The sequence below is a fragment of the Mesorhizobium sp. BH1-1-4 genome, from assembly GCF_020165665.1.
GTDB lineage: Bacteria > Pseudomonadota > Alphaproteobacteria > Rhizobiales > Rhizobiaceae > Mesorhizobium.
Genome location: NZ_JAIUIN010000003.1, coordinates 382723 through 402808 on the forward strand (window position 1 = coordinate 382723; position 20086 = coordinate 402808).

General features: G+C 64.0%; 19 protein-coding genes and 1 pseudogene. 10 read left to right on the forward strand and 10 right to left on the reverse strand.

What is annotated here, in order from left to right:
- Positions 1-65: 65 nt before the first annotated feature.
- Complete coding sequence (gene cckA, locus LB569_RS08365) at positions 66-2642, reverse strand: cell cycle histidine kinase CckA (RefSeq protein ID WP_140701460.1); 2577 nt, start codon at positions 2640-2642, stop codon at positions 66-68.
- Positions 2643-2970: 328 nt separating this feature from the next.
- Here cckA and LB569_RS08370 point away from each other — a divergent pair.
- Positions 2971-3728 (forward strand): annotated as a pseudogene (locus LB569_RS08370) (flagellar biosynthetic protein FliO).
- 134 nt (positions 3729-3862) lie between these two features.
- Here the strand turns inward: LB569_RS08370 and dksA are convergent.
- The gene (gene dksA, locus LB569_RS08375) at positions 3863-4279 is read right to left on the reverse strand and encodes an RNA polymerase-binding protein DksA (protein WP_006202025.1); all 417 of its coding nucleotides are present in this window, start codon (positions 4277-4279) and stop codon (positions 3863-3865) included.
- Positions 4280-4554: 275 nt separating this feature from the next.
- Between dksA and LB569_RS08380 the strand changes: the two genes are divergently transcribed.
- The 4 genes from LB569_RS08380 to LB569_RS08395 all read left to right on the forward strand — a co-directional run bounded on the left by LB569_RS08380 (position 4555) and on the right by LB569_RS08395 (position 8370).
- Positions 4555-5058, forward strand: a complete 504-nt coding sequence (locus LB569_RS08380; protein WP_224691779.1) for a SixA phosphatase family protein — start codon at positions 4555-4557, stop codon at positions 5056-5058.
- Between the two features lie 76 nt (positions 5059-5134).
- Complete coding sequence (locus LB569_RS08385; RefSeq protein ID WP_224691780.1) at positions 5135-6613, forward strand: YcjX family protein; 1479 nt, start codon at positions 5135-5137, stop codon at positions 6611-6613.
- A complete protein-coding gene (locus LB569_RS08390) occupies positions 6610-7695 on the forward strand; it encodes a YcjF family protein (RefSeq protein WP_224691781.1) in 1086 nt (361 codons plus the stop codon). The genes LB569_RS08385 and LB569_RS08390 overlap by 4 nt, the downstream gene beginning before the upstream one ends.
- A 123-nt stretch (positions 7696-7818) precedes the next feature.
- Complete coding sequence (locus LB569_RS08395) at positions 7819-8370, forward strand: hypothetical protein (protein WP_224534884.1); 552 nt, start codon at positions 7819-7821, stop codon at positions 8368-8370.
- Positions 8371-8459: 89 nt separating this feature from the next.
- Here the strand turns inward: LB569_RS08395 and LB569_RS08400 are convergent, their stop codons facing one another.
- From LB569_RS08400 to LB569_RS08410, 3 genes are all read right to left on the reverse strand, one after another.
- A complete protein-coding gene (locus tag LB569_RS08400) occupies positions 8460-8726 on the reverse strand; it encodes a hypothetical protein (protein WP_027029131.1) in 267 nt (88 codons plus the stop codon).
- A 183-nt stretch (positions 8727-8909) separates the two neighbouring features.
- Positions 8910-10118, reverse strand: a complete 1209-nt coding sequence (locus LB569_RS08405) for an MFS transporter (RefSeq protein ID WP_140701467.1) — start codon at positions 10116-10118, stop codon at positions 8910-8912.
- 60 nt (positions 10119-10178) lie between these two features.
- The gene (locus LB569_RS08410) at positions 10179-11168 is read right to left on the reverse strand and encodes an AraC family transcriptional regulator (RefSeq protein WP_224691904.1); all 990 of its coding nucleotides are present in this window, start codon (positions 11166-11168) and stop codon (positions 10179-10181) included.
- A gap of 158 nt (positions 11169-11326) precedes the next feature.
- Between LB569_RS08410 and LB569_RS08415 the strand changes: the two genes are divergently transcribed.
- From LB569_RS08415 to LB569_RS08425, 3 genes are all read left to right on the forward strand, one after another.
- Complete coding sequence (locus LB569_RS08415; RefSeq protein ID WP_224691782.1) at positions 11327-13162, forward strand: monovalent cation:proton antiporter-2 (CPA2) family protein; 1836 nt, start codon at positions 11327-11329, stop codon at positions 13160-13162.
- Positions 13163-13176: 14 nt separating this feature from the next.
- Entirely contained in the window at positions 13177-13722 is a 546-nt protein-coding gene (locus LB569_RS08420; RefSeq protein WP_224691784.1) for a DUF924 family protein, read from the forward strand.
- 148 nt (positions 13723-13870) lie between these two features.
- The gene (locus LB569_RS08425; RefSeq protein WP_224691785.1) at positions 13871-14428 is read left to right on the forward strand and encodes a cytochrome b; all 558 of its coding nucleotides are present in this window, start codon (positions 13871-13873) and stop codon (positions 14426-14428) included.
- An 11-nt stretch (positions 14429-14439) separates the two neighbouring features.
- Here the strand turns inward: LB569_RS08425 and folK are convergent, their stop codons facing one another.
- The 3 genes from folK to folP are packed head-to-tail and all read right to left on the reverse strand — an operon-like array spanning position 14440 to position 16150.
- On the reverse strand, positions 14440-14952 hold the full coding sequence (gene folK, locus LB569_RS08430) for a 2-amino-4-hydroxy-6-hydroxymethyldihydropteridine diphosphokinase (RefSeq protein ID WP_224691786.1): 513 nt from the start codon (positions 14950-14952) through the stop codon (positions 14440-14442).
- Positions 14936-15295 carry a dihydroneopterin aldolase gene (gene folB, locus LB569_RS08435; protein WP_224691787.1) on the reverse strand — a complete coding sequence of 120 codons (360 nt, stop codon included), beginning with the start codon at positions 15293-15295 and terminating at the stop codon, positions 14936-14938. Before folB ends, folK begins: the two co-directional genes overlap by 17 nt.
- Positions 15296-15298: 3 nt before the next feature.
- Positions 15299-16150, reverse strand: coding sequence for a dihydropteroate synthase (folP, locus tag LB569_RS08440; protein ID WP_224691788.1), 852 nt, complete (start codon positions 16148-16150; stop codon positions 15299-15301).
- A 99-nt stretch (positions 16151-16249) separates the two neighbouring features.
- On the opposite strand from folP, the gene LB569_RS08445 reads away from it, so the two are divergent.
- Complete coding sequence (locus tag LB569_RS08445; RefSeq protein ID WP_224691789.1) at positions 16250-16873, forward strand: DUF922 domain-containing Zn-dependent protease; 624 nt, start codon at positions 16250-16252, stop codon at positions 16871-16873.
- A 229-nt stretch (positions 16874-17102) separates the two neighbouring features.
- Positions 17103-18584: an MDR family MFS transporter gene (locus tag LB569_RS08450; RefSeq protein WP_224691791.1), complete on the forward strand. Its 1482-nt coding sequence runs from the start codon at positions 17103-17105 to the stop codon at positions 18582-18584.
- Here LB569_RS08450 and LB569_RS08455 read toward each other — a convergent pair whose 3' ends face one another.
- A complete protein-coding gene (locus LB569_RS08455; RefSeq protein ID WP_224691792.1) occupies positions 18585-19616 on the reverse strand; it encodes an NAD(P)/FAD-dependent oxidoreductase in 1032 nt (343 codons plus the stop codon).
- 87 nt (positions 19617-19703) lie between these two features.
- A complete protein-coding gene (locus LB569_RS08460; protein WP_010909663.1) occupies positions 19704-20024 on the reverse strand; it encodes a 2Fe-2S iron-sulfur cluster-binding protein in 321 nt (106 codons plus the stop codon).
- Positions 20025-20086: the final 62 nt, after the last annotated feature.

Here is a 20086-nt window from a genome sequence, read left to right on the forward strand (position 1 = left end):
TGCCGTATTGTCAATAATCATGGCGTTGTTACGGCGTTGTGCAAGGGGCGCGGTGCTGGAAATACCTAGGATTCAAGCACATCCTTGACGATCGTGGCGAGTTGCTTGAGCGAGAACGGCTTTGGCAGGAAGCCGAATTGCGCGTCCGCCGGCAGGTTCCTGGCGAATGCATCCTCGGCATAGCCGGAGACGAAGACGAACTTGATATCCGGCTGGCGTTTGCGCAACTCGCCAAGCAGCGTCGGCCCATCCATTTCCGGCATCACCACGTCGGAAACGACGATGTCGACCTTGCCGCCCAACGCCTCGAACACTTCCAGCGCCTCGACGCCGGAAGACGCCTCATGCACGGTGTAGCCGCGCGAGGTTAGTGCCCGCATGCCGCCCATGCGCACGGCATCCTCGTCCTCGACCAGCAGCACCGTCGCCGATCCGGAGAGGTCCTTGGTGTTGTCGGCCGGCTTGGCCGGCGCCGCGGCCGGCGCCTCGCCGGGCTCGGCCGCCTTTTTCGCTTCCGCGATGTGGCGCGGCAGGAAGATGCGGAAAGTAGATCCCTTGCCGACTTCGGAATCACAGAAAATGAAGCCGCCGGTCTGCTTGATGATGCCGTAGACCATGGACAGGCCAAGGCCCGTGCCCTTGCCGACCTCCTTGGTGGTGAAGAACGGCTCGAAGATCTTCTTCAGCACGTCGGGCGCTATGCCCGAGCCGGTATCCTCAACCTCGACCACGACATAATCGGCCGCCGTGAGTTCGCGGTAGGGGAAGGTCTTGCACTCCTCGGTGGTCACGTTGCGGGTGCGCACGGTAAGATCGCCACCGGCCGGCATCGCGTCGCGCGCGTTGACCGCCAGATTGACCACCACTTGCTCGAACTGGCCGATATCGACCTTGACCGGCCACAGGTCGCGGCCATGGTCGATCTTGAGCTTGATGTCGTTTCCGACCAGCCGGGCAAGCAGCATCCTGAGATCGGCGAGCACATCGGTGAGGTTGAGCACTTCCGGCCGCAGCGTCTGCTTGCGCGAGAAGGCCAGCAACTGCCTGACCAGCGAGGCCGCGCGATTAGCGTTCTGCTTGATGTTCATGATGTCGGGGAAGGACGGATCCGACGGCCGGTGGTTGGTCAACAGCAGATCGGACGCCATGATGATGGCGGTGAGCACATTGTTGAAGTCGTGCGCGATGCCACCGGCGAGCTGGCCGACGGCCTGCATCTTCTGGCTTTGCGCCATCTGCCCTTCGAGCGCCTTTTGTTCGGTCGTCTCGACGGCGTAGACGATGGCCGATTCCTCGGCCCCTTCGCCGCCGGTGCCGTCGGCGACGGCGTTGACGTAGAAGCGGATGTGCCGCTCTTCATTGCCGGGCAGCACGGTGTCGATCGGATCGATGTCGGCCTGCCGCTGCCGGGCTTTCTCGAACGCGGCGGCAAAGGCAGGCCGGTCGCGGTCGTGGATCACCGTGTCGAGCCGCACGCGGCGATCGACGGCATCGCGGTCGACGACCGAGGAAAACAGCGACAGGAAAGGCGCGTTGGTGCGCAGGATGCGCCCGCTGGCATCGACACCGGCGATCGCCATCGGTGTCGAATTGAAGAAACGGGTGAAGCGCACTTCCGAAGCGCGCAGATCGGCCGAGGAATCCTCGCCTTGCGTGCGGTTGAGCACGATGGTGCGGGTCGGCCCGCTGACGCCCTCCCGGCTCGCCGAAACGCGATGCATGAAGCGCACCGGCAGTGCCTCGCCGGTCATCGTCGTCAGGTCGAGATCGACGACCGCATTGCGCGTCGTGCCGGGGTCCGCCTTGACCGATCGCACCAGCGCCATGCCGTCGCCGGCAACGATATCGGGCAAGGTGACGGCGCCCGGCGTGAAGCTGGCAAGATCGATGCCCAGCCACCCGGCCAGCGTGGCGTTGATGTAGGTGACGCGGCCATCTTGGTCGGCCGAGAAGAAACCGGCCGGTGCGTGGTCGAGGTGATCGATGGCTTTCTGCAGATCGAGGAAGAAACGTTCCTGCTCGGCCCGCTCCTGCGAAATGTCGGCCAGTTGCCAGGCCAACATCGGCAAGCGCTGGCCCGGAACGCTGAACGCACGGGCGCGCGCCCGGTACCAGCGGGCACCCGGTTCAGCGCCGGGCCGGATCGATTGCGCGAGCCGGAACTCGCCGTCGCCCGGCTGCCCGTCACGCAAGCCGGATGCCAGCCGGTAAATGGTCACAGAGGCTTCGGGGACATCCGAGAGCAACCCTTCGACCGTCTTCAGGTCGGCGGCCGAAGAGGCCCCCGTCATATCGGCATAGGCGCGGTTGGCGTAGACGACGCGGCCCTTGGTGTCGGTCACCAGCAGGCCTTGGCCCATCGAATCGACGAAAGCCTTGGACAGTTCGTCGCCCGTCGAGCGCGGCGTTATCTGCACGAAGCCGATCGCGGTCGCGAACAGGAAGCCGACACCGATCATCGCCAGCACGCCGAGCATGCCGAGCAGGAAGGGATCGCCGAGGCGCTCGCGGAAAAGGCCGAAGGCGATTGCCGCGCCCGTCAGGACGACGATGAAGATGATGAGGCGGGTGACCGCGCCCGGTCGCGTATTCTGGTCGACGATCGGTACCGGATAGAAATCGCCGCGCGCTTCCTTGGCCATATGCCCCCTGCTCGTGAAATCCGAGGTTCCGACACCCGCCCCTAATGCATATCGCCCAAAAGTGACTGCGGTTTTGGGAAAACGACATGCATGAAAAACAAGAACCTGAAGCGCGTCGCATGAATCCGTTTCAGCGCGACGCGCTTTAGCCGGTTGAATCACATTCTCCTAGTCCGGAAAAGGCCCGAGCCGCAAATGTCGGATAAAAATCATGTTGGCCGGCCTTCCCAGTGTTTCAAGCTGTTCACGATGCGTGAAAGGCAACTTGCGGTAGCCAGTTGCAACGGTCTAGTGTCGCGTCACTTTCCAAAACGATCAGGGGAAACCAATGCAGTGGCTGGATAGCGTGGCGGGCCCCGGTTATGCGGCGGCACTCCTGTGGACCTTCGCGGCGCTGATCCTGCTGGTCATCGTTCTCGTCATCATCAGGCTCGTGCGCAACCTGACCTTCGGCACGTTTGTCGCCGGTGGCCGCAACCGCAAGACGCGGCTCGCCGTCATGGACGCCACCGCCGTCGACAGCCATCGCCGGCTGGTGCTGGTGCGACGCGACGACATCGAACATCTGCTTCTGATCGGCGGCCCGACCGACGTCGTTGTCGAACGCGACATCCGCCTCGCCGCGCCGCGCCGTCCGGCGTTGACCGGAGATGGCGGCCCGCAGCCTGTCGCCGCCACAGCGGCGCCCGCGCCGCGAAACCGCGGCCGCCGCAGCCCGCGCCCGTGCCCCCCAGACAAGCACCGCCTCCGCAGGCGGCGCCCATGGCAGCGCCTGCCCGCCCGCGTCCGGCAGCGCCGCCACCGGCCCCGGCGCCCGCACCGAAACCGCCCGTGCAAACCTATCAGTCGACCAATGTCACGCCGCTGCCTGCCTATGGCTCCGCCAACGCCAACGTGGTCAAGCACACGCCTCCGCCGCCGCCGAGGCAAGACAGCATCGACGACACGCTGATGAAGGAACTCGAGGTTTCGCTCGACCAGCCCCGCTCAGGCGGCCCGGTCGGCAAACCGGCAGCCAAGGCGCCGCCGTCGCTCGATGACGAAATGACCAGGCTGTTGGGCGAACTTTCAAGCCAGAAGAGATGATTTGGGCCGGCGGCTGCCAGTGAATTGAGCCGGTCGACGTTCAAGCGTGCCTTGGCCTGTTGCAGTGCGCGGCGAGCAGCAAACAAAAATGGCCGGAGAACCGGCCATTTGGGAATCAATGCGAAGGCGCCCCGTCAGTCGTCGCGATAGACTTTTTCACGACGCTCATGCCGCTCCTGCGCTTCGATCGACAAGGTGGCGATCGGGCGCGCGTCGAGCCGCTTCAACGCGATCGGCTCACCCGTCTCTTCGCAATAGCCGTAAGTGCCTTCATCGATGCGCTGCAGCGCCGAATCGATCTTCGAGATGAGTTTCCGCTGACGGTCGCGGGCCCTGAGCTCGATGGCGCGGTCGGTTTCCGAAGAGGCGCGGTCGGCGAGATCGGGATGGTTGGCGTTTTCCTGCTGCAGGATTTCGAGGGTTTCGCGCGCTTCGCGCAAGATGTCATTTTTCCAGGTGACGAGCTTCAGGCGGAAGTAGGATTTCTGCCGTTCGTTCATGAACGGCTCGTCTTCGGAGGGTACGTAATCGGCGGTAACGATGTCGTTCATTCGACTCACCCAAACAGCCCCAAATTTGGCGCCTATATATTCGCCACCAGACGCCTGCACAAGCGCAATCAGCCACCGACTCACGCAATTGTTAAAGTGTGTCTCCGGCCTTCTCCGGAGCCGGATAAATCTGTTTTGATGGCGAAAGTACGACGATCCACGCCGTTCCCCCTGCAGGTGATTCGCCACGCTGACACACGCGCGCCATTGTGCCTGCGGCTTTCTCGTGGCTAATCGCGGCAGGACTTCAGCTTTCGGGCATCATTGGAGGTCGGGTGAGCAAGCTGTATCTGTTGCGACACGCCAAGGCCGGATGGGCCTTGCCGGGCATGCGTGATTTCGATCGTCCACTCGATGCATCCGGCCACGCCGACGCCGAAAAGCTGGGGAGTGCGATGCGATCCCGCTCCTATGTGCCGGACCTGACGCTGTGCTCCAATGCCAGACGCGCCCGGGAAACGCTTGAGGGACTGGCCGGCCAGACCGATACAGGCAAGGTTCTGTTTTTCGACTCGCTCTACAGCGAGGACGCGGCCGGCTATCTCCGCCTCATCCAGGAGCATGGCGGACCCGGTTCCTTGCTGGTCATAGGCCACAACCCGATGACGGAGGATCTCGCCATGGCGGTTTCGGGCGATGGTGGCGAGACGGAGCGGACAATGCTCAATCATGGCTTCCCGACCTCGGGCCTGGCGGTTGTCCGTTTTCCCGGCGATCTGGCGAAAGCGACCCAGGGCGCGGGCTATCTCGAAGCGTTCCTGACACCGACCGATCTGTGATGCCGGTCTCCAGCGCCATTTCAAAGCCGGGTTCCAGCGCCTATATCGGGCGGATGCAAGTCCGAGAGATCATATTTTGGCATCATCGCTGACCACCCTCACCGACGAGGCAAGAATTGCCCTCGACACGTTGTCGGGACGCGCCACCGGGCTTTTTTCTCCATCGCTGCGTTTGGGGGTCACGGGTCTTTCCCGTGCCGGCAAGACCGTCTTCATCTCGGCTTTCGTCCACAATCTGATCCACGGCGGACGCCTGCCGCTGTTCGAGGCGCAGAAATCCGGGCGTATCGCACGTGCCTTCCTCGAACAGCAGCCTGATGACGCCGTGCCGCGTTTTCAGTACGAGGACCACATCGCCGCTTTGGTCAACGATCGCGTCTGGCCGGACTCGACCCGCGCCATTTCAGAACTGCGGCTGACGATCGAATATGAATCGGCCTCCGGCTGGAACCGCATGTTCTCGTCGGGCAAACTGTCGGTCGACATCGTCGATTACCCCGGCGAATGGCTGCTCGACCTGCCGCTGCTCGGCAAATCCTTCGCCGATTTTTCGCGCGAGGCCCTCGAAATGGCCACGCTGCCGGTGCGCGAGGACCTGTCGCGGGCCTGGCGGGCGATCTCGGCGGAAATCGATCCGAATGCCGACGCCGACGAAATGACGGCACGCCGGCTGGCTGAAAGCTTCGCCGCCTATCTCAAGGCCTGCAAGCTCGACGAGCGGGCGCTTTCGACCTTGCCGCCCGGCCGCTTCCTGATGCCCGGCGACCTCGAAGGCTCGCCCGCCCTGACCTTCGCGCCGCTGGCCGGCCTCGGCGACGGGCGGGCGCGCAACGGTTCGTTGCACGCCATGATGGAACGGCGCTACGAGGCCTACAAGACGCATGTCGTCAAACCGTTCTTCCGCGAGCATATCACGCGGCTGGACCGCCAGATCGTGCTCATCGACGCCATGCAGGCGCTGAACGCCGGGCCCGGCGCCATGGCCGACCTGGAACGCGCCGTCACCGAGATCCTCGGTTGTTTCCGTCCCGGCCGGGGCAGCTTCCTCACCGACCTTTTTTCCCGGCGTATCGACCGCATCCTGGTCGCCGCGACCAAGGCCGATCATCTGCATCACGAAAGCCATGACCGGTTGCAGGCGATCGTGCGACGCCTGGCCGACCGCGCGGTGGCGCGGGCGAATTTCACCGGCGCCGATGTCGACGTGGTCGCCATGGCGGCGGTGCGCGCGACCCGCGAAGGCACGGTCAAACAGGGCCGGGAGACATTGCCCGTCATCATCGGCACGCCGATCGCAGGCGAGAAAATCAATGGCGAGACCTTCGACGGAACGACGGAAACAGCCATATTTCCTGGAGACTTACCGGAAAACATTGATGCTGTGTTCGACCTTTCGGGACCGGATCACAGGCAGGACTCCACCGACCCGGCAATCCGCTTCGTCCGGTTTCGTCCGCCGAAACTCGAACGCACGGCCGAAGGCGTCACGCTGTCGCTGCCGCATATCAGGCTCGACCGCGCCTTGCAGTTCCTGATCGGAGATCATCTGGCATGACCGCGCCCCGCAAACCGGCGGCATTCCGTATCGAGCCGGAAGCCACGCTGAAACAAGACGCGCCCCAAGCACGCCAGGCCGAACCGGCGCGCAAGCCGCGCCCGATGAAGGCCGATGTGGCGCTGGTCATCCCGGCGGAGGTCGACGTCTTCGACGAACCCGACATTGTTGCCGCCGAGCCGCCGCCGTCGATCGCCCCCAGAAAACGCTCTGTTCTCGGCAGCATCTTCTTCGGCGCGTTCGGCGTGCTGGTTTCGCTGGCTGTCGGCCTGTGGACCGACCAGTTGATACGCGATCTCTTTGCCCGCGCGCAATGGCTGGGCTGGCTCGCCGCCGGCATGGCGGCGATTGCTCTGCTGGCGCTTCTGGTGATCCTGATTCGCGAATTCCTGGCCATTGCCCGCCTTGCGGAGGTCGAAAAGCTGCAGAAGCGCGCCCTCGACGCCATCGCTCGCGACGATCCGAAGGCGGCACGCGCGGTGGTCGATGAGCTGTCGGCCTTTGTCGCGGCCAAACCGGAGACCGCGGCCGGCCGGCGCGCGCTGGCTGAACTGCGTGGCGAGATCATCGACGGCGCCAATCTGGTGCGCCTGGCGGAAGCCGAGATTCTCGGCTCCCTCGATGCCAGGGCCAAGGTGATGATTCTCGAGGCGGCCAAGCGCGTCTCGCTGGTGACGGCGGTGAGCCCGCGCGCGCTCGTCGATGTCGCCTATGTCGTCTTCGAGGCGGGGCGCCTCATCCGCCGCCTGTCGGAACTCTATGGCGGACGGCCCGGAACGCTGGGTTTCTTCCGCCTGGCACGCAGCGTGCTGGCGCATCTGGCGGTCACCGGCTCGATCGCCGTCGGCGACAGTTTTGTCCAGCAGATCGTCGGTCACGGCCTGGCGGCTCGCCTCTCGGCCAAGCTCGGCGAGGGCGTCGTCAACGGCATGATGACGGCGCGCATCGGCATCGCGGCCATGGAGACGGCGCGCCCCCTGCCCTTCAGCGCCGCCAGGCGCCCGGGACTGGGCGATTTCCTCGCCGCGCTGACATCGTTCGCGACAAGGAAAGGCGCCGAAACGGACGAGCCGGGCAAATGACGCGCATCTCTTTCGCGGCATTGCCGGATTGCGCTTTCGAGGCCCCGAGGTGACGAAGCATTAACCAATCTTCTTCATGGTCAAACCGGTCTCAAACAGCCTCGTTGTTGCCGGGTGTCGTCGATGAAAAGCGTAATTCTGTCCAGCATCCTGCCCTTGGCCGCGGCGATCACTGCAGTCGCCGGTCTTACCTCGGGGGCCAGCGCCGGAGAGCCGGACAAGCAGTTTTTCCAGTCAGCCGAAGGCAAGTGGGTCGGCCCCGGAGAAATCGTCGCCGGCAAGTACAAGGGCACGAAATTCAACTGCAGCTTCACCGGCTCCACGCCCGACGGCAAGATGGGCATGACGCTTGACGGCGGCTGCCGGGTCGGCGTGTTCACCCAGCCGATGTCGGCCAGGATCGAGCGCAAGGGCCGCGACTACAAGGGCTCTTTCATGGGCGGCTCGGCCGGGGCGGGCCTGGATATCATCGGCGGCAATGTCGTCGACGCCCGCAAGGTGGTCTTCACCATCAACCGCAACCAGTTGCGCGGCGTCATGCAGGCCCGCATTCCCGACGACAATTCGATGACGGTGACGGTCGCCGTGCGCGTGCAGGACCAGCTGGTGCCGGTCATCGGCATGAGCCTGAAGCGGGTCGACGCCGTCGAAGTCGGCTCCATCGCGCCGAACTGAGCGCGTATCGCGCCCTACCCGACCTCCTAAAACGAAAGAGGCGGCGGCCCATCGCCACCGCCTCCTTTTCGAAACGGACGAACCGGGCGTCAGCCCTTGATCGCCGCGGTCACCTCGTCATACGCCTTGCAGGCGTCGGCCAAGGTCGTGGAACCCTGGTACTTGGTCGTCACCGCCTGGACCTTGGCCGTCAGGTCAGCCGCCTTGGACGGGTCCTTGGTGATCGCTTCCTGCAGCGCTGCGGCCATGTCCTGCGCCTTCTTGGTCGCGATCTCGGTCGTGCATTCCGGCGCCTTTGAACAGGCCGAACCGGCAAGCACCGCCAGCCCGACGGCAACGAGCAAAAACTTCTTCATGTCAGTCATCTCCTCAAAAGGGCGCGACTTGATCGTCGCCCACCCTCCAATGGCCGAAGCCGAGCGTCCTTAACCTTCGATTGTGGCAGGACGCAACGCGCGCATGGCGTAAACTTGTGTAATGCGCCTGCAACAATGCGGCGGCCCGGATTTCGGGCCGCCTATGTCGGCTGGGGGCAAAGTTCAGCCGCGAGGCTGCAGCAACGCAAGCACGGCTGTCGATGCGGCAAGGACGGCTGTAAGGGTCAAGGGCGCCGTGGCGCCATAGGTGTCCACGACATAGCCACCGACAACCGCGCCGATCGTGATCGCCACCTGGAAAGAGACGACCATCAGGCTGCCCGCGGCTTCCAGCGCGTCAGGTGCCGCACGCGACAGATTGGTTGGCAGCACCACCGGCCCCATGCCGAAGGCGAAGCCCCAAAGCGTGACGAACCCGAAGGCAACGCCGATGTGCACGCCCCAAAGCACCAATGCCAGCGCCGCAACCGCCATCAAGGCGGCGGTGACCACGAGAGCCATGTGAATATTGGCGTCGGCCATGCGGCCGCCGGCAACGTTGCCGATCACGGCGGCGATGCCAAACCCGAGCAGGGCCAAGGCAATAGGACCTGTCGCAAGCAGCGTCACATGTTCGAGGAAGGGGCGCACATAGACAGAGCCGGCAAAATGCCCCGTCATCAGCAGGACAATAGCCAGCATGCCGATTTGAATGCCGCGCCGCCGTGTCAGCCGAAATACGTCCGCGAGACTGTTGCTAGCTGTCGCGGGCAAGGTCGGCAGGCTGAGCAATTGCGCCAGCATGGCCAACACGGCCAGGCCCGCAGTCATGGCCATGGCGCTGCGCCATCCCAGCCAGTCGCTGATCAACGCCCCCATCGACGGCGCGGCAATGGTGGCGAGCGAGACGCCGAGGGTGACGATAGCCATGCCCCGGCCTGTCGCATTGGCGCCAACCAGTCTCGCAACCACGGCAACCGAAAGTGCCCAGAAAGCGCTGAGAGCGATCCCCAGTCCGGCCCGGCCCAACAACAACAGCCAGAAATTGGGCGCCAGCGCCGCAAGGATATTGGAAGCGATCGCCAAGGCCATGAGACCGACCAGCACCGTCTTGCGATTCAATCGGCCGATGAGAACATTGCTCAACATGGCCGTCACGGCGCCGACGGAAGCGGTGGCGGTGACGACCTGACCGGCCGTTCCCTCGCTGATGCCGAGATCGCGTGCCATTGGCGTCAATAGACCTGCCGGCAGGAATTCGGCGGACACCAGGGCAAAGCTGGTGGCCGCCAGTGAAAGGACCGCGAACCAGGTGGCTGCGCTCCATGCGGCTGGAGCATCGGCATCAAGGCCGATCGCGGCGTCTTCAAGCTGTAATGTTGTGTCAGTCACGGGAAGGATCTCCAAAGTTTGGAGATCTTCATAGACGAGTCCTTCCGGATGATATGTATCTCAAAATCCGAAATTCATATCTATTCGTCCGGGAATTGTGCGGCGCACAATGCCCGGCGAGACATTGGTGATGCGTTTGAACGCGCGAGCGAAGGATGCCTCGGAATCATAGCCCAAACGGGTAGCGACTTCGGCGACCGACAAACCGTTTTGCCCTAACAACTCACGGGCAAGCTGCATGCGCAGGCGGGCGAGATAGCGTGCGGCACCCTCACCCAATACAGCGCTGAAACGCTCGGCGAAAATCGATCGCGATTGGCCTGCCACGCCGGCGAGGCTTCCCAGCGTCCAGTTGTGGCCGGGGTCTCGATGCATGGCTGCCAGAGCGCGGCCGATATGGGGGTCGCGGATGGCCGCGAGCCAACCGGTGGTCGAGGCGCCGTTGCAATTGACCCAACAGCGGATGAGCCGGGCTGTCAGCAAGTCCGCCATACGCGACAGAATCGTGGCGCTGCCCATCTGCGGTTGCGCGGCCTCCACCGTCATAGCCGTCAGCAAAGGACCGACGACCGGGTCGTTGCCGGCCACATCGCAACCCTTGATGATAGGCGGCATCAACGTGATCAATGGATTAAGCGCACAGGAGCCCAAGCTCATCGAGCCGCAGAAGAGCGTGCTTGTCGCGCCCGTTCCCTGCCTTATCACTTCGCAGACGTTGCCCCCCAACTTGGTCACCTGGCAACCCTCTAGGGAGGAGCCGACGACATCGGGCGCACTCGCCAGCCGATGGCCGATGCCTTGCGGCAGCAGCACCAGATCGCCGTCGCGCAACTCCTGCCATCCTTGCGCTTCGGTATGAATCCAGCATGGACCCTGGCCGACAAAGTGAAAACGAAGCAGCGGTTGTTGCGGAAATTCTATGCTCCACGGGTGTCGGAGCTCGCAGCGGCCATAGTTGACACCACTCAAGCGAAAGTCTTGCAGGACTTCACTGAGCGCATCCATCGGGATATGGGGCGGCGAAGACGGCTGGGACGAACGGTCAAGCATATAGCTGATATAGATGCCGAACGTCCGGCAGACAAGCGCAGACCGTTGTTCCATCCAGGGAGTCGCGCCAACGGCACCCTACCCTTCCTGGCAGGCCTCCCGCCCTTGCCTCGCGCTCCCACTGCATGCAAGGAGTGCTGAACGAGAAGGGACAGCGCATGGCGGCAGAGGCATCGGGGAGCGATCTCATTCAGGTGGTGGCGCTGCTGGCGGCGGGCGTGGTGGCCGTGCCGATCTTCAAGCGCATGGGCCTCGGCTCGATTCTCGGCTATCTCGCCGCCGGCGTTGTGATCGGCCCGTTCGGCATCGGCGTCTTTTCCGAATCGGGAGCCATCCTGCATGTCGCCGAGCTTGGCGTCGTCATGTTCCTGTTCATCATCGGCCTGGAAATGCAGCCGTCGCGGCTCTGGGGCCTGCGCCGCGAGATCTTCGGGCTGGGCGCGCTTCAAGTCGGGGTCTGCGCGGTGCTCCTGACCGTTGTCGGCATGGCCGGAGGCTTTCCGATCGCGCAATCCTTCGTCGCCGGTGCCGGTTTCGTGCTGACCTCGACCGCCATCGTCATGCAGCTTCTGGAGGAGCGCGGCGAAATGGCCTCGCCCAAAGGCCAGCGCATCGTTTCCATCCTGCTGCTGGAAGACCTGGCCATCGTGCCGCTGCTGGCCCTGATCGCCTTCTTGGCGCCCGGCGGCGCCGACACCAGTCTGTCGGAGCGCTTGACCGAGGTCGGCATCGGCCTCGCCGCGATCGTCGGACTGGTGGTGGCGGGACGCTACCTGCTCAACCCCTTCTTCCGCATCCTGGCGGATGCCCGTGCGCGCGAGGTGATGACGGCCGCGGCTCTGCTCGTCGTGCTCGGCTCGGCGCTCGCCATGCAGCTCAGCGGTCTCTCGATGGCGATGGGTGCGTTCCTGGCCGGCGTGCTGCTCTCGGAATCGACCTTCCGCCATCAGCTCGAAGCCGACATCGAGCCGTTTCGCGGCATCCTGCTCGGTCTGTTCTTCCTCGCCGTCGGCATGTCGCTCGACCTGCATGTCGTGGCCGCGAACTGGAAGCTGATCGCCGTCTATGTCGTCGCCTATATGGTGATGAAGGCCATCGGCATCTACATCGTCGCCCGCGTCCTGAAATCAGCTCACCGCGAGGCGCTGGAACGCGCGGTCTTCATGGCGCAAGGCGGTGAGTTCGCCTTCGTGCTTTATTCGGCGGCAGCGACCGTCGGCATCATCGACGGGCAGGCGAACGCGACGCTGACGGCGATCGTCATCATCTCCATGGTGCTCACCCCACTGGCGATCATTGCCTTGCGCTATGTCACGCCGCGCGACGAGCAATCGCTGGACGGCGTCGATGTCGCCGACGGCCTGACCGGCAGCGTGCTGATCATCGGCTTCGGCCGTTTCGGCCAGATCGCCAGCCAGCCGCTGCTCTTGCGCGGCATCGACGTCTCGATCATCGACAACGATGTCGAGATGATCCAGGCGGCGGCCGATTTCGGCTTCAAGGTCTATTATGGCGACGGCACACGGCTGGACATCCTTCATGCCGCCGGCGCCGGCCGGGCGCGGGCCGTGCTGATCTGCGTCGACAAGGCCGATGTCGCCGTTCGCATCGCCGAGCTCGTCAAGGCCGAGTTTCCCTTGCTTACGATCCTGGCGCGTGCCTTCGATCGCGGCACGGCCCTGCAGCTCATTCGCGCCGGCGTCGACTATCAACTGCGCGAAACCTTCGAATCGGCTTTGGTTTTCGGCGGCTCGGCCCTGGAATCGCTCGGCGTCGATCCAGAAGACGTCGCCGAGACGATCGAGGATGTCAGGCGCCGCGACTCCGACCGGTTCGAAACCCAGCTCGCCGAGGGCATCCGCGCCGGCCAACGCTTCCTGAGGGGCAATATCGGTACGCCGATCCCGACCCCGCTGTCGACGCCGCGCCGTCCCGGCCAGGCGCTCAACGAGGAAACGGCCGGCGTCCTGCACAAATCCGAAACCACCGATTGAACAGGAGACCATGCATGGAACTGGACGGCAGGGCCCTGTCGGTCACCAAATTCTGGCGCGATGCCGGCGAGGACGCATGGTTCGAGAAGAACGACGCTTTCGATGCCGATTTCCGCAACCGCTTCCTCGACCTGCACTACGCCGCCGCGCGGCGTGAGTGCGACGGCTGGTCGGATCATGCCGAGGGCTCCCTGGCGCTGATGATCCTGCTCGACCAGTTTCCGCGCAACTGCTTTCGCGGCAGCGGCCATATGTTCGCGACCGACCCGCTGGCAAAGCATTTCGCTGAAAAAGCAGTCCTCGCCGGCCACGATGTGCTGCTGGAACCGGCGGTCCGCGTGTTCCTCTATTTGCCGTTCGAACATTCGGAAAACATTGCCGACCAGGAGCGGTCGGTCGAACTTCACACCGCCAGGGCCGAGTTCAACCTGAAATACGCGCTGGAGCACCGCGACATCATCCAGCGCTTCGGCCGTTTTCCGCATCGCAACAGGATGCTCGGACGCGAAACGACGCCTGAGGAAAAGGCATTCCTGGACGAAGGTGGTTTCGCGGGCTGACTCTTTCCGCTGCAGCGTGCGTCGCCATTGCAGCGGACTGCAATCGAGGGCCGGTCACCTCGCGAAGAGGTGAACGGGCCAGCCCTCAAATCAACCATATTCCGGTCGATCGCCAGGCTCATCGCCGCCAGGGCGACCGGAGAATCCCATGTCCACTGTTGCCGGGGCCACCTCGGATACGCCAACCCCGCGCTACCGGCTGTCTCAGCGCATCCTGCACTGGCTGATGGCCGTCATCATCATTTCAGCGCTCGTCATCGGCCTTTACTGCTCGTATCTTGAGCAGGGCACGGCGCTGCGCCGCGCATTGCTCGACGTGCACAAGTCGCTCGGCATGACAGCGCTTGTCTTGATCGCGATCCGCCTGCCGCTCAGGCTTTCTTTCAGTGAACCCGCAAACCGGCAACCGCTTGGCACCTTGATTCACTATGCCGCTCGCTGCACGCATGTCCTGCTTTACGCGCTGATGATCCTGATGCCGCTCGCCGGCTACATCACCTCCGCGGCCGGCGGTCACGATCTGCCATGGTTCGGACTGTTCCAGTGGCCTAACGTCCTGCCGCTCGACAAGCCGCTGGAGAGGGTCGCCGCCCAAATCCATGAGTTTGGCGCCTATTGCCTGTATGCGATCCTTGGCCTCCATGTGCTGGCTGCCCTTTGGCATCATCTTTTCCGCAGGGATGATGTGCTGGGGCGGATGCTGTAACCGGCTCGGCCCTACCGCAGCCACCAGTCGCGGCCGGATGGCAGTCGCTCGATGCCGGCCGCGTCGACCGAGCCCAGCCGATCGACCACGCTTCTGCCGGCGATGGCAAGATCCGGCGCGATCTCGGCCAGCGGCGCCAGCACGAAGGCGCGCTCCAGCATGCGCGGGTGCGGCACTTCCAAGCCCGTTTCATGGATGATGCGGTCGCCGAACACCAGGATGTCGATGTCGATCAGGCGCGGTCCCCACCGCTCCTCGCGCACGCGTTTGAGCTTCCGCTCGGCATCGAGGCAGAGGTCGAGCAATGCCCGGGGCGCCAGCCGGGTCGACAGTCCGGCGGCCGCGTTGAGGAAATTCGGCTGGTCGAGCTTGCCCCAGGGCGGCGTCCGGTAGAGCGAGGAAACAGTGGCCACTTCGGTATCGGGATCGGCGTCGAGCAGGCGCAACGCGGCCCCCATCGACGTCGCCGGATCGCCGAGATTGCCGCCGAGGCTCAGATAGACGGTGTTACTCGGGCCAGACAACGGTCACCTCGACGTAATCGAGCACGCCAGGCACCGGCGCATTCGGCTTGCGAACGGTAATCTCGGCTTTCCTGATCTGGGGAAAGCGCCCGGTCAGAGCCTTTGCGACTTCAAGCGCCAAGGCCTCGATCAGGAAGCGCCTGTGTCCGGTGATGATCCCCTCGATGACGGTGAAGGCAACGCCGTAATTGACGGTTTCCCCGATGGCGTCGTCAACGAGCGCGCGCCCGGGCTCGACGGTGAGCGAGGCATCGACATAGAAGCGCTGTCCCAGCGCTTCTTCCTCATCCAGCACGCCGTGCCGGGCAAAGAAGGCGCAATTCTTCATGCGGATGACATACATGGCTCAGCGTTCCGATCCGACGGTTTGTCGCGCCAGCATAGCATCCGCCACCGCCAGCGCGTCCACGTTGATTGCGACATCGTGGACGCGAAACAGGTCGGCGCCCTCGAGCCGCAGGATGACGCTTGTCGCCGCCGTGCCCGCCCCTCTGTCGGCCGGGTCGCGGCCGGTGACCGTGCCGATGAAGCGTTTTCGCGACGTACCCGCCATCAGCGGGAAGCCGAGCGCCGAAAGTTCGCGAAACCGCGCCATCAGATCGAGATTTTCCTCGGCCGTTTCCTTGGCGAATCCGAATCCGGGGTCGAGCACGATTTGGTCGTCGGCGACGCCATGACGTCGGGCGATTTCGAGCGATTTTTCCAGGAACACGACCTGGTCCGAAATCACGTCGGGCAATTTTTGGCGCTCCCTGCCCGTATGCATGATGATCAATCCGGCACCGGTCTCGGCCGCCACCCGCGCGATGTCCGGCTCGCGCTGCACGCCCCAGACATCGTTGACGATATGCGCACCGGCCTTGACGGCGAGCCGCGCGGTCTCCGCACGATAGGTGTCGACCGAAATCAGCACGTCGCCGGCCCGCGCCAGCGCTTCGATCACCGGCAGGATACGGGCCTGCTCCTCGCTGGCCGAGATCGCGGCGGCGCCCGGCCGGGTCGATTCTCCCCCGACATCGACGACCGCGGCGCCTTCGCCGATCATGCGGCGCGCCTGGGCCAGCGCGGTCCGGGGTGCATCAAACAGGCCGCCGTCGGAAAAACTGTCGGGCGTGACATTGAGGATGCCGACGACCACGGCCTTGCCGCCAAGCTCGAGATGACGCCCGTGCGCCAGCCGCCATCGCCTCGCCGTCATTGCTCATCTACCATGGGGTCATCAACGATGTGTGATGCGCATCGGATCAGTTCCGTTGCGCCGGCAAAGGCCGTAAAGCAAGGTGACCGAAGAGGCAACATGATGAAACGATCCCTGCTCTGCGCATTGATGATTACCGTCGCCGCCGTTCCGGCGGATGCGGCCAATCTGGTGAAGACCTACAGCTATTTCGCCATTGGCGGCAGAACGCTGGAGGACATCGAAAAACAACTCGCCAAACACGGGCCGCAGGTCAAAAGCACGGGGTCGCGCCACCCTGGCGCCACCCAGATGGCCTTCACGACACGCGTCAGCTACGCCAGCCAGCCCGGCTCTTGCCGGATCGCCGACGCGGTCGTGACCGTCAAGGTCAAGGTGATCCTTCCCGAATGGCGCCGCCCGCGCAGAGCCGACGCCGACGTGCGGCTGTTCTGGGATACATTGTCCGCCGACATCAAGCGCCACGAGGACCGTCACGTCGAGATCGCCAAGAACCACGCCCGCGCGCTGGAAGACGCGCTGAAGGCAACCTATCCGCGCAAGGATTGCGACGCCGCCAAGGCCAAGGCCGCCGAGATCACGGCGGCAGAGCTTGCCAGGCATGATCAGGACCAGGTGCGGTTCGACCGCGTCGAAGGCGTCAATTTCGAAAGCCGCATCCTGCGGCTGCTGCGCTACCGTATGCAGCGCATCGAAAGCGGCCAGTTACCGCCGCCGGCGTGAACCTCGGGCGTGAGCAACGGGACCGGCGCAGGCCAAGCGGACCGAAGCATAGGACCAGATTCGAAAAATTTCGGACGACGGTCCAAATCGGCCTATATCGGACGACATATCACGGGTTGGCAGGGCACAACCTTCGACACGAGCACCAAGGCCGATCGCGCGGCGGTAGCACCAGACAAGCCCAACCGGTGACCAACCGCACGGCGCGCAAGCACACGGACAAACGATTATGGACCAGGCTGTCGACAAGCAGACCATGGCGGTTGCAGCCACGCCGCTGAGCGAAAGCGAAAAGAACGCCATCATCGGCGGCGTCCTCTTGTCGATGCTGCTGGCAGCCCTCGACCAGACCATCGTCGCGCCAGCGATGCCGACAATCGGGCGCTCGCTCGGCCATGCCGACTACCTGCCTTGGATCGTCACCGGCTACCTCTTGACCGCGACCGCCGTGGCGCCGCTCTACGGCAAGATTTCCGACGTCTATGGGCGTCGACCGACCGTCTATGCGGCAATTCTCATCTTTCTTGCCGGATCGCTGGTCAGCGCAATGGCCCCCAACATGTTCGTCCTTATCCTGGGGCGCGCGATCCAGGGGGCCGGTGGCGGCGGCCTTTTCGCGCTGACGCAGACCGTGGTCGGAGACCTTGTGCCGCCGCGCGAGCGGGCGCGCTACGCGGCGTGGTTTTCCGGCACGTGGGCCGTCGCCAGCGTCGCCGGGCCGCTGCTGGGCGGCACCTTCGCCGAACATCTGCACTGGTCACTTATCTTCTGGATCAATATTCCGCTCGGCTTTGTTGCGATGGCGATCATCAACAAGCCGCTCAAGAAGCTGCCGATCGCGGCCAAGAACCACAGCATAGATGGTCTTGGCGCGTTGCTGCTCATCGTGGCCACGGCGCTGTTGCTGCTGGCGTTGAACTGGGGTGGCAGCGCCTACCCCTGGATGTCGCCGGAAGTCATTGGCGTTCTGGCCTGCTCCGCGCTTTTTTGGGGCGCCTTTGCCCTGCGGCTGATGCGGGCGGCCGAACCGCTCATTTCGCTCGAGGTACTGGGCAACCCGATCGTCCTGGCCGGCACCCTGTCGATGTTCCTGCTCCAGGCCTCCAGCGTCGGCCTTGCCGTCTATCTGCCGGTCTATCTGCAATCGATACTTGGCCTGACGGCCAGCCAGTCGGGCATAGCAATGCTTGGGCTTCTGCTTGGAACCGTGGGCGGCGCCGCTTCCAGCGGCCGGCTGATACCGCGCTTCACCCATTACAAGCGCATCGCCATGGTTGGCGTCATCTTCGCCATCCTGTGCATGGGCCTGCTGGCCTTTGTCGCCGGCCATGCATCGCTGCTTGTCGTCGAAGTCCTGACCATCTGCATTGGCCTCGGAACCGGGACGACATTTCCGGTGACCACCGTGTCCGTGCAGAACGCCGTCGACCGCATGCATCTTGGCGTGGCGACGGGGGTGCTGACCTTTCTGCGTTCGCTGGGCAGTGCGTTGGGGGTCGCGATGCTCGGTGCCGTCGCTCTGGGCTTTGGGCTGCCGCTGGCGGGCGAAGGTATTCAGACGGCTGGACATGCCGTATCGGCCCAACCCTTCGTGATGATATTCCTCGTCGCGGCCGGCACTCTTGGACTGGGCCTCGTCACGTTGACGCTGATGCCCGAGAAAGAACTTCGCGGCCATGTCGACGATACGGCCCCTATCCTGGCGGAGTGATTAGCCGGAGACGCCGAGCTTCTTCTGCAGGGTGGTGGACGAAGTCGTATACTGGAACACGATGCGTTCGCCGGGGCTGATGACGCGCTTGGCGGCCTGCGCCATCAGCGCCACCTCGTGGAAACCCGACAGGATCAGCTTCAGCTTGCCCGGGTACCAGTTGATGTCGCCCACCGCGAAGATGCCTGGCACCGAGGTCTGGAACTTCTCGGTGTCGACCGGGATCAGGTTCTCATGCAGATTGAGCCCCCATTCCGCGATCGGGCCGAGCTTCATGGTCAAGCCGAAAAACGGCAGCATGCGGGTACAAGGCACCTCGACGTCGCCATCGGGGCCACCCTTGATGGTGGCCGATGCCAGCTGGCCATCGGCCCCGGTGAGCCCGGTCACTTGACCGACCCGAAATTCCAGCTGCTTCATCTCCTGCATGGCGTACATCTTGTTGACGCTGTCGGGCGCCGCGCGAAACTCGGGCCGCCGGTGAACGAGCGTCACGCTCTTCGCCACCGGCTGCAGGTTCAGCGTCCAGTCCAGCGCCGAGTCGCCGCCGCCGACGATAACCAGGTCATGGTCGCGAAAATCCTCCATCCGCCGAACGGAATAGAACACGCTCGTGCCTTCATAGGCCTCGATGCCGGGAATTGGCGGGCGCTTCGGCTGGAAAGAGCCGCCGCCGGCGGCGATCACCACCACCTTGGCCTCGAACACCTCGTTCTCGTCCGTGGTCACGCGAAAGCCGCCGTCCTCCAGCTTTTCGAGGCTGGAGACCATGCGGTTGTAGGTGAAGTGGGGATTGAACGGCGCAACCTGTTCGAGCAGCTTGTCGACGAGCCCTTGCGCCGAGATCGAGGGCCAGCCGGGAATGTCGTAGATCGGCTTTTCCGGATAGAGCTCCGCGCATTGGCCGCCGGGTTTGTCGAGAATGTCGATCAGGTGGCACTTCAGGTCCAGCAGGCCGAGCTCGAATACGGCGAACAGGCCGACCGGCCCTGCCCCGATAATGAGGACGTCTGTGGTGATGATGCCGGTCATGATGCGCCTCGCTGCGAAAGACCAGGCGAGACTGCATGAGCATTGCCCCGCTGCCAAGCGTCAGCGGGAAAAATCACCGAGCTGATTTCAGCCCTGACGTTCGGGCACCCGCACGACCAGGCCGTCGAGCGCGTCGCGCACCTTGATCTGGCAGGACAGGCGCGAGTTCGGCTGGACGTCGTAGGCGAAGTCCAGCATGTCTTCTTCCATCGCCTCGGGTTCGCCGACTTCGGCCGTCCATGCCTCGTCGACATAGACATGGCAGGTTGCGCAGGCGCAGGCGCCGCCGCATTCAGCCTCGATACCCGGTACGGCGTTGCGGATGGCGTTTTCCATGACCGTCGAGCCGTTTTCGGCGTCCACGTCGAACTGTGTGCCGTCATGGGCGATGAAGGTCAGCTTGGTCATTTGTCACCTGAAGGGGGTTTCACCCGGGACGAAAAGAATTTCGCCCCGACGAAGGGGAGTTT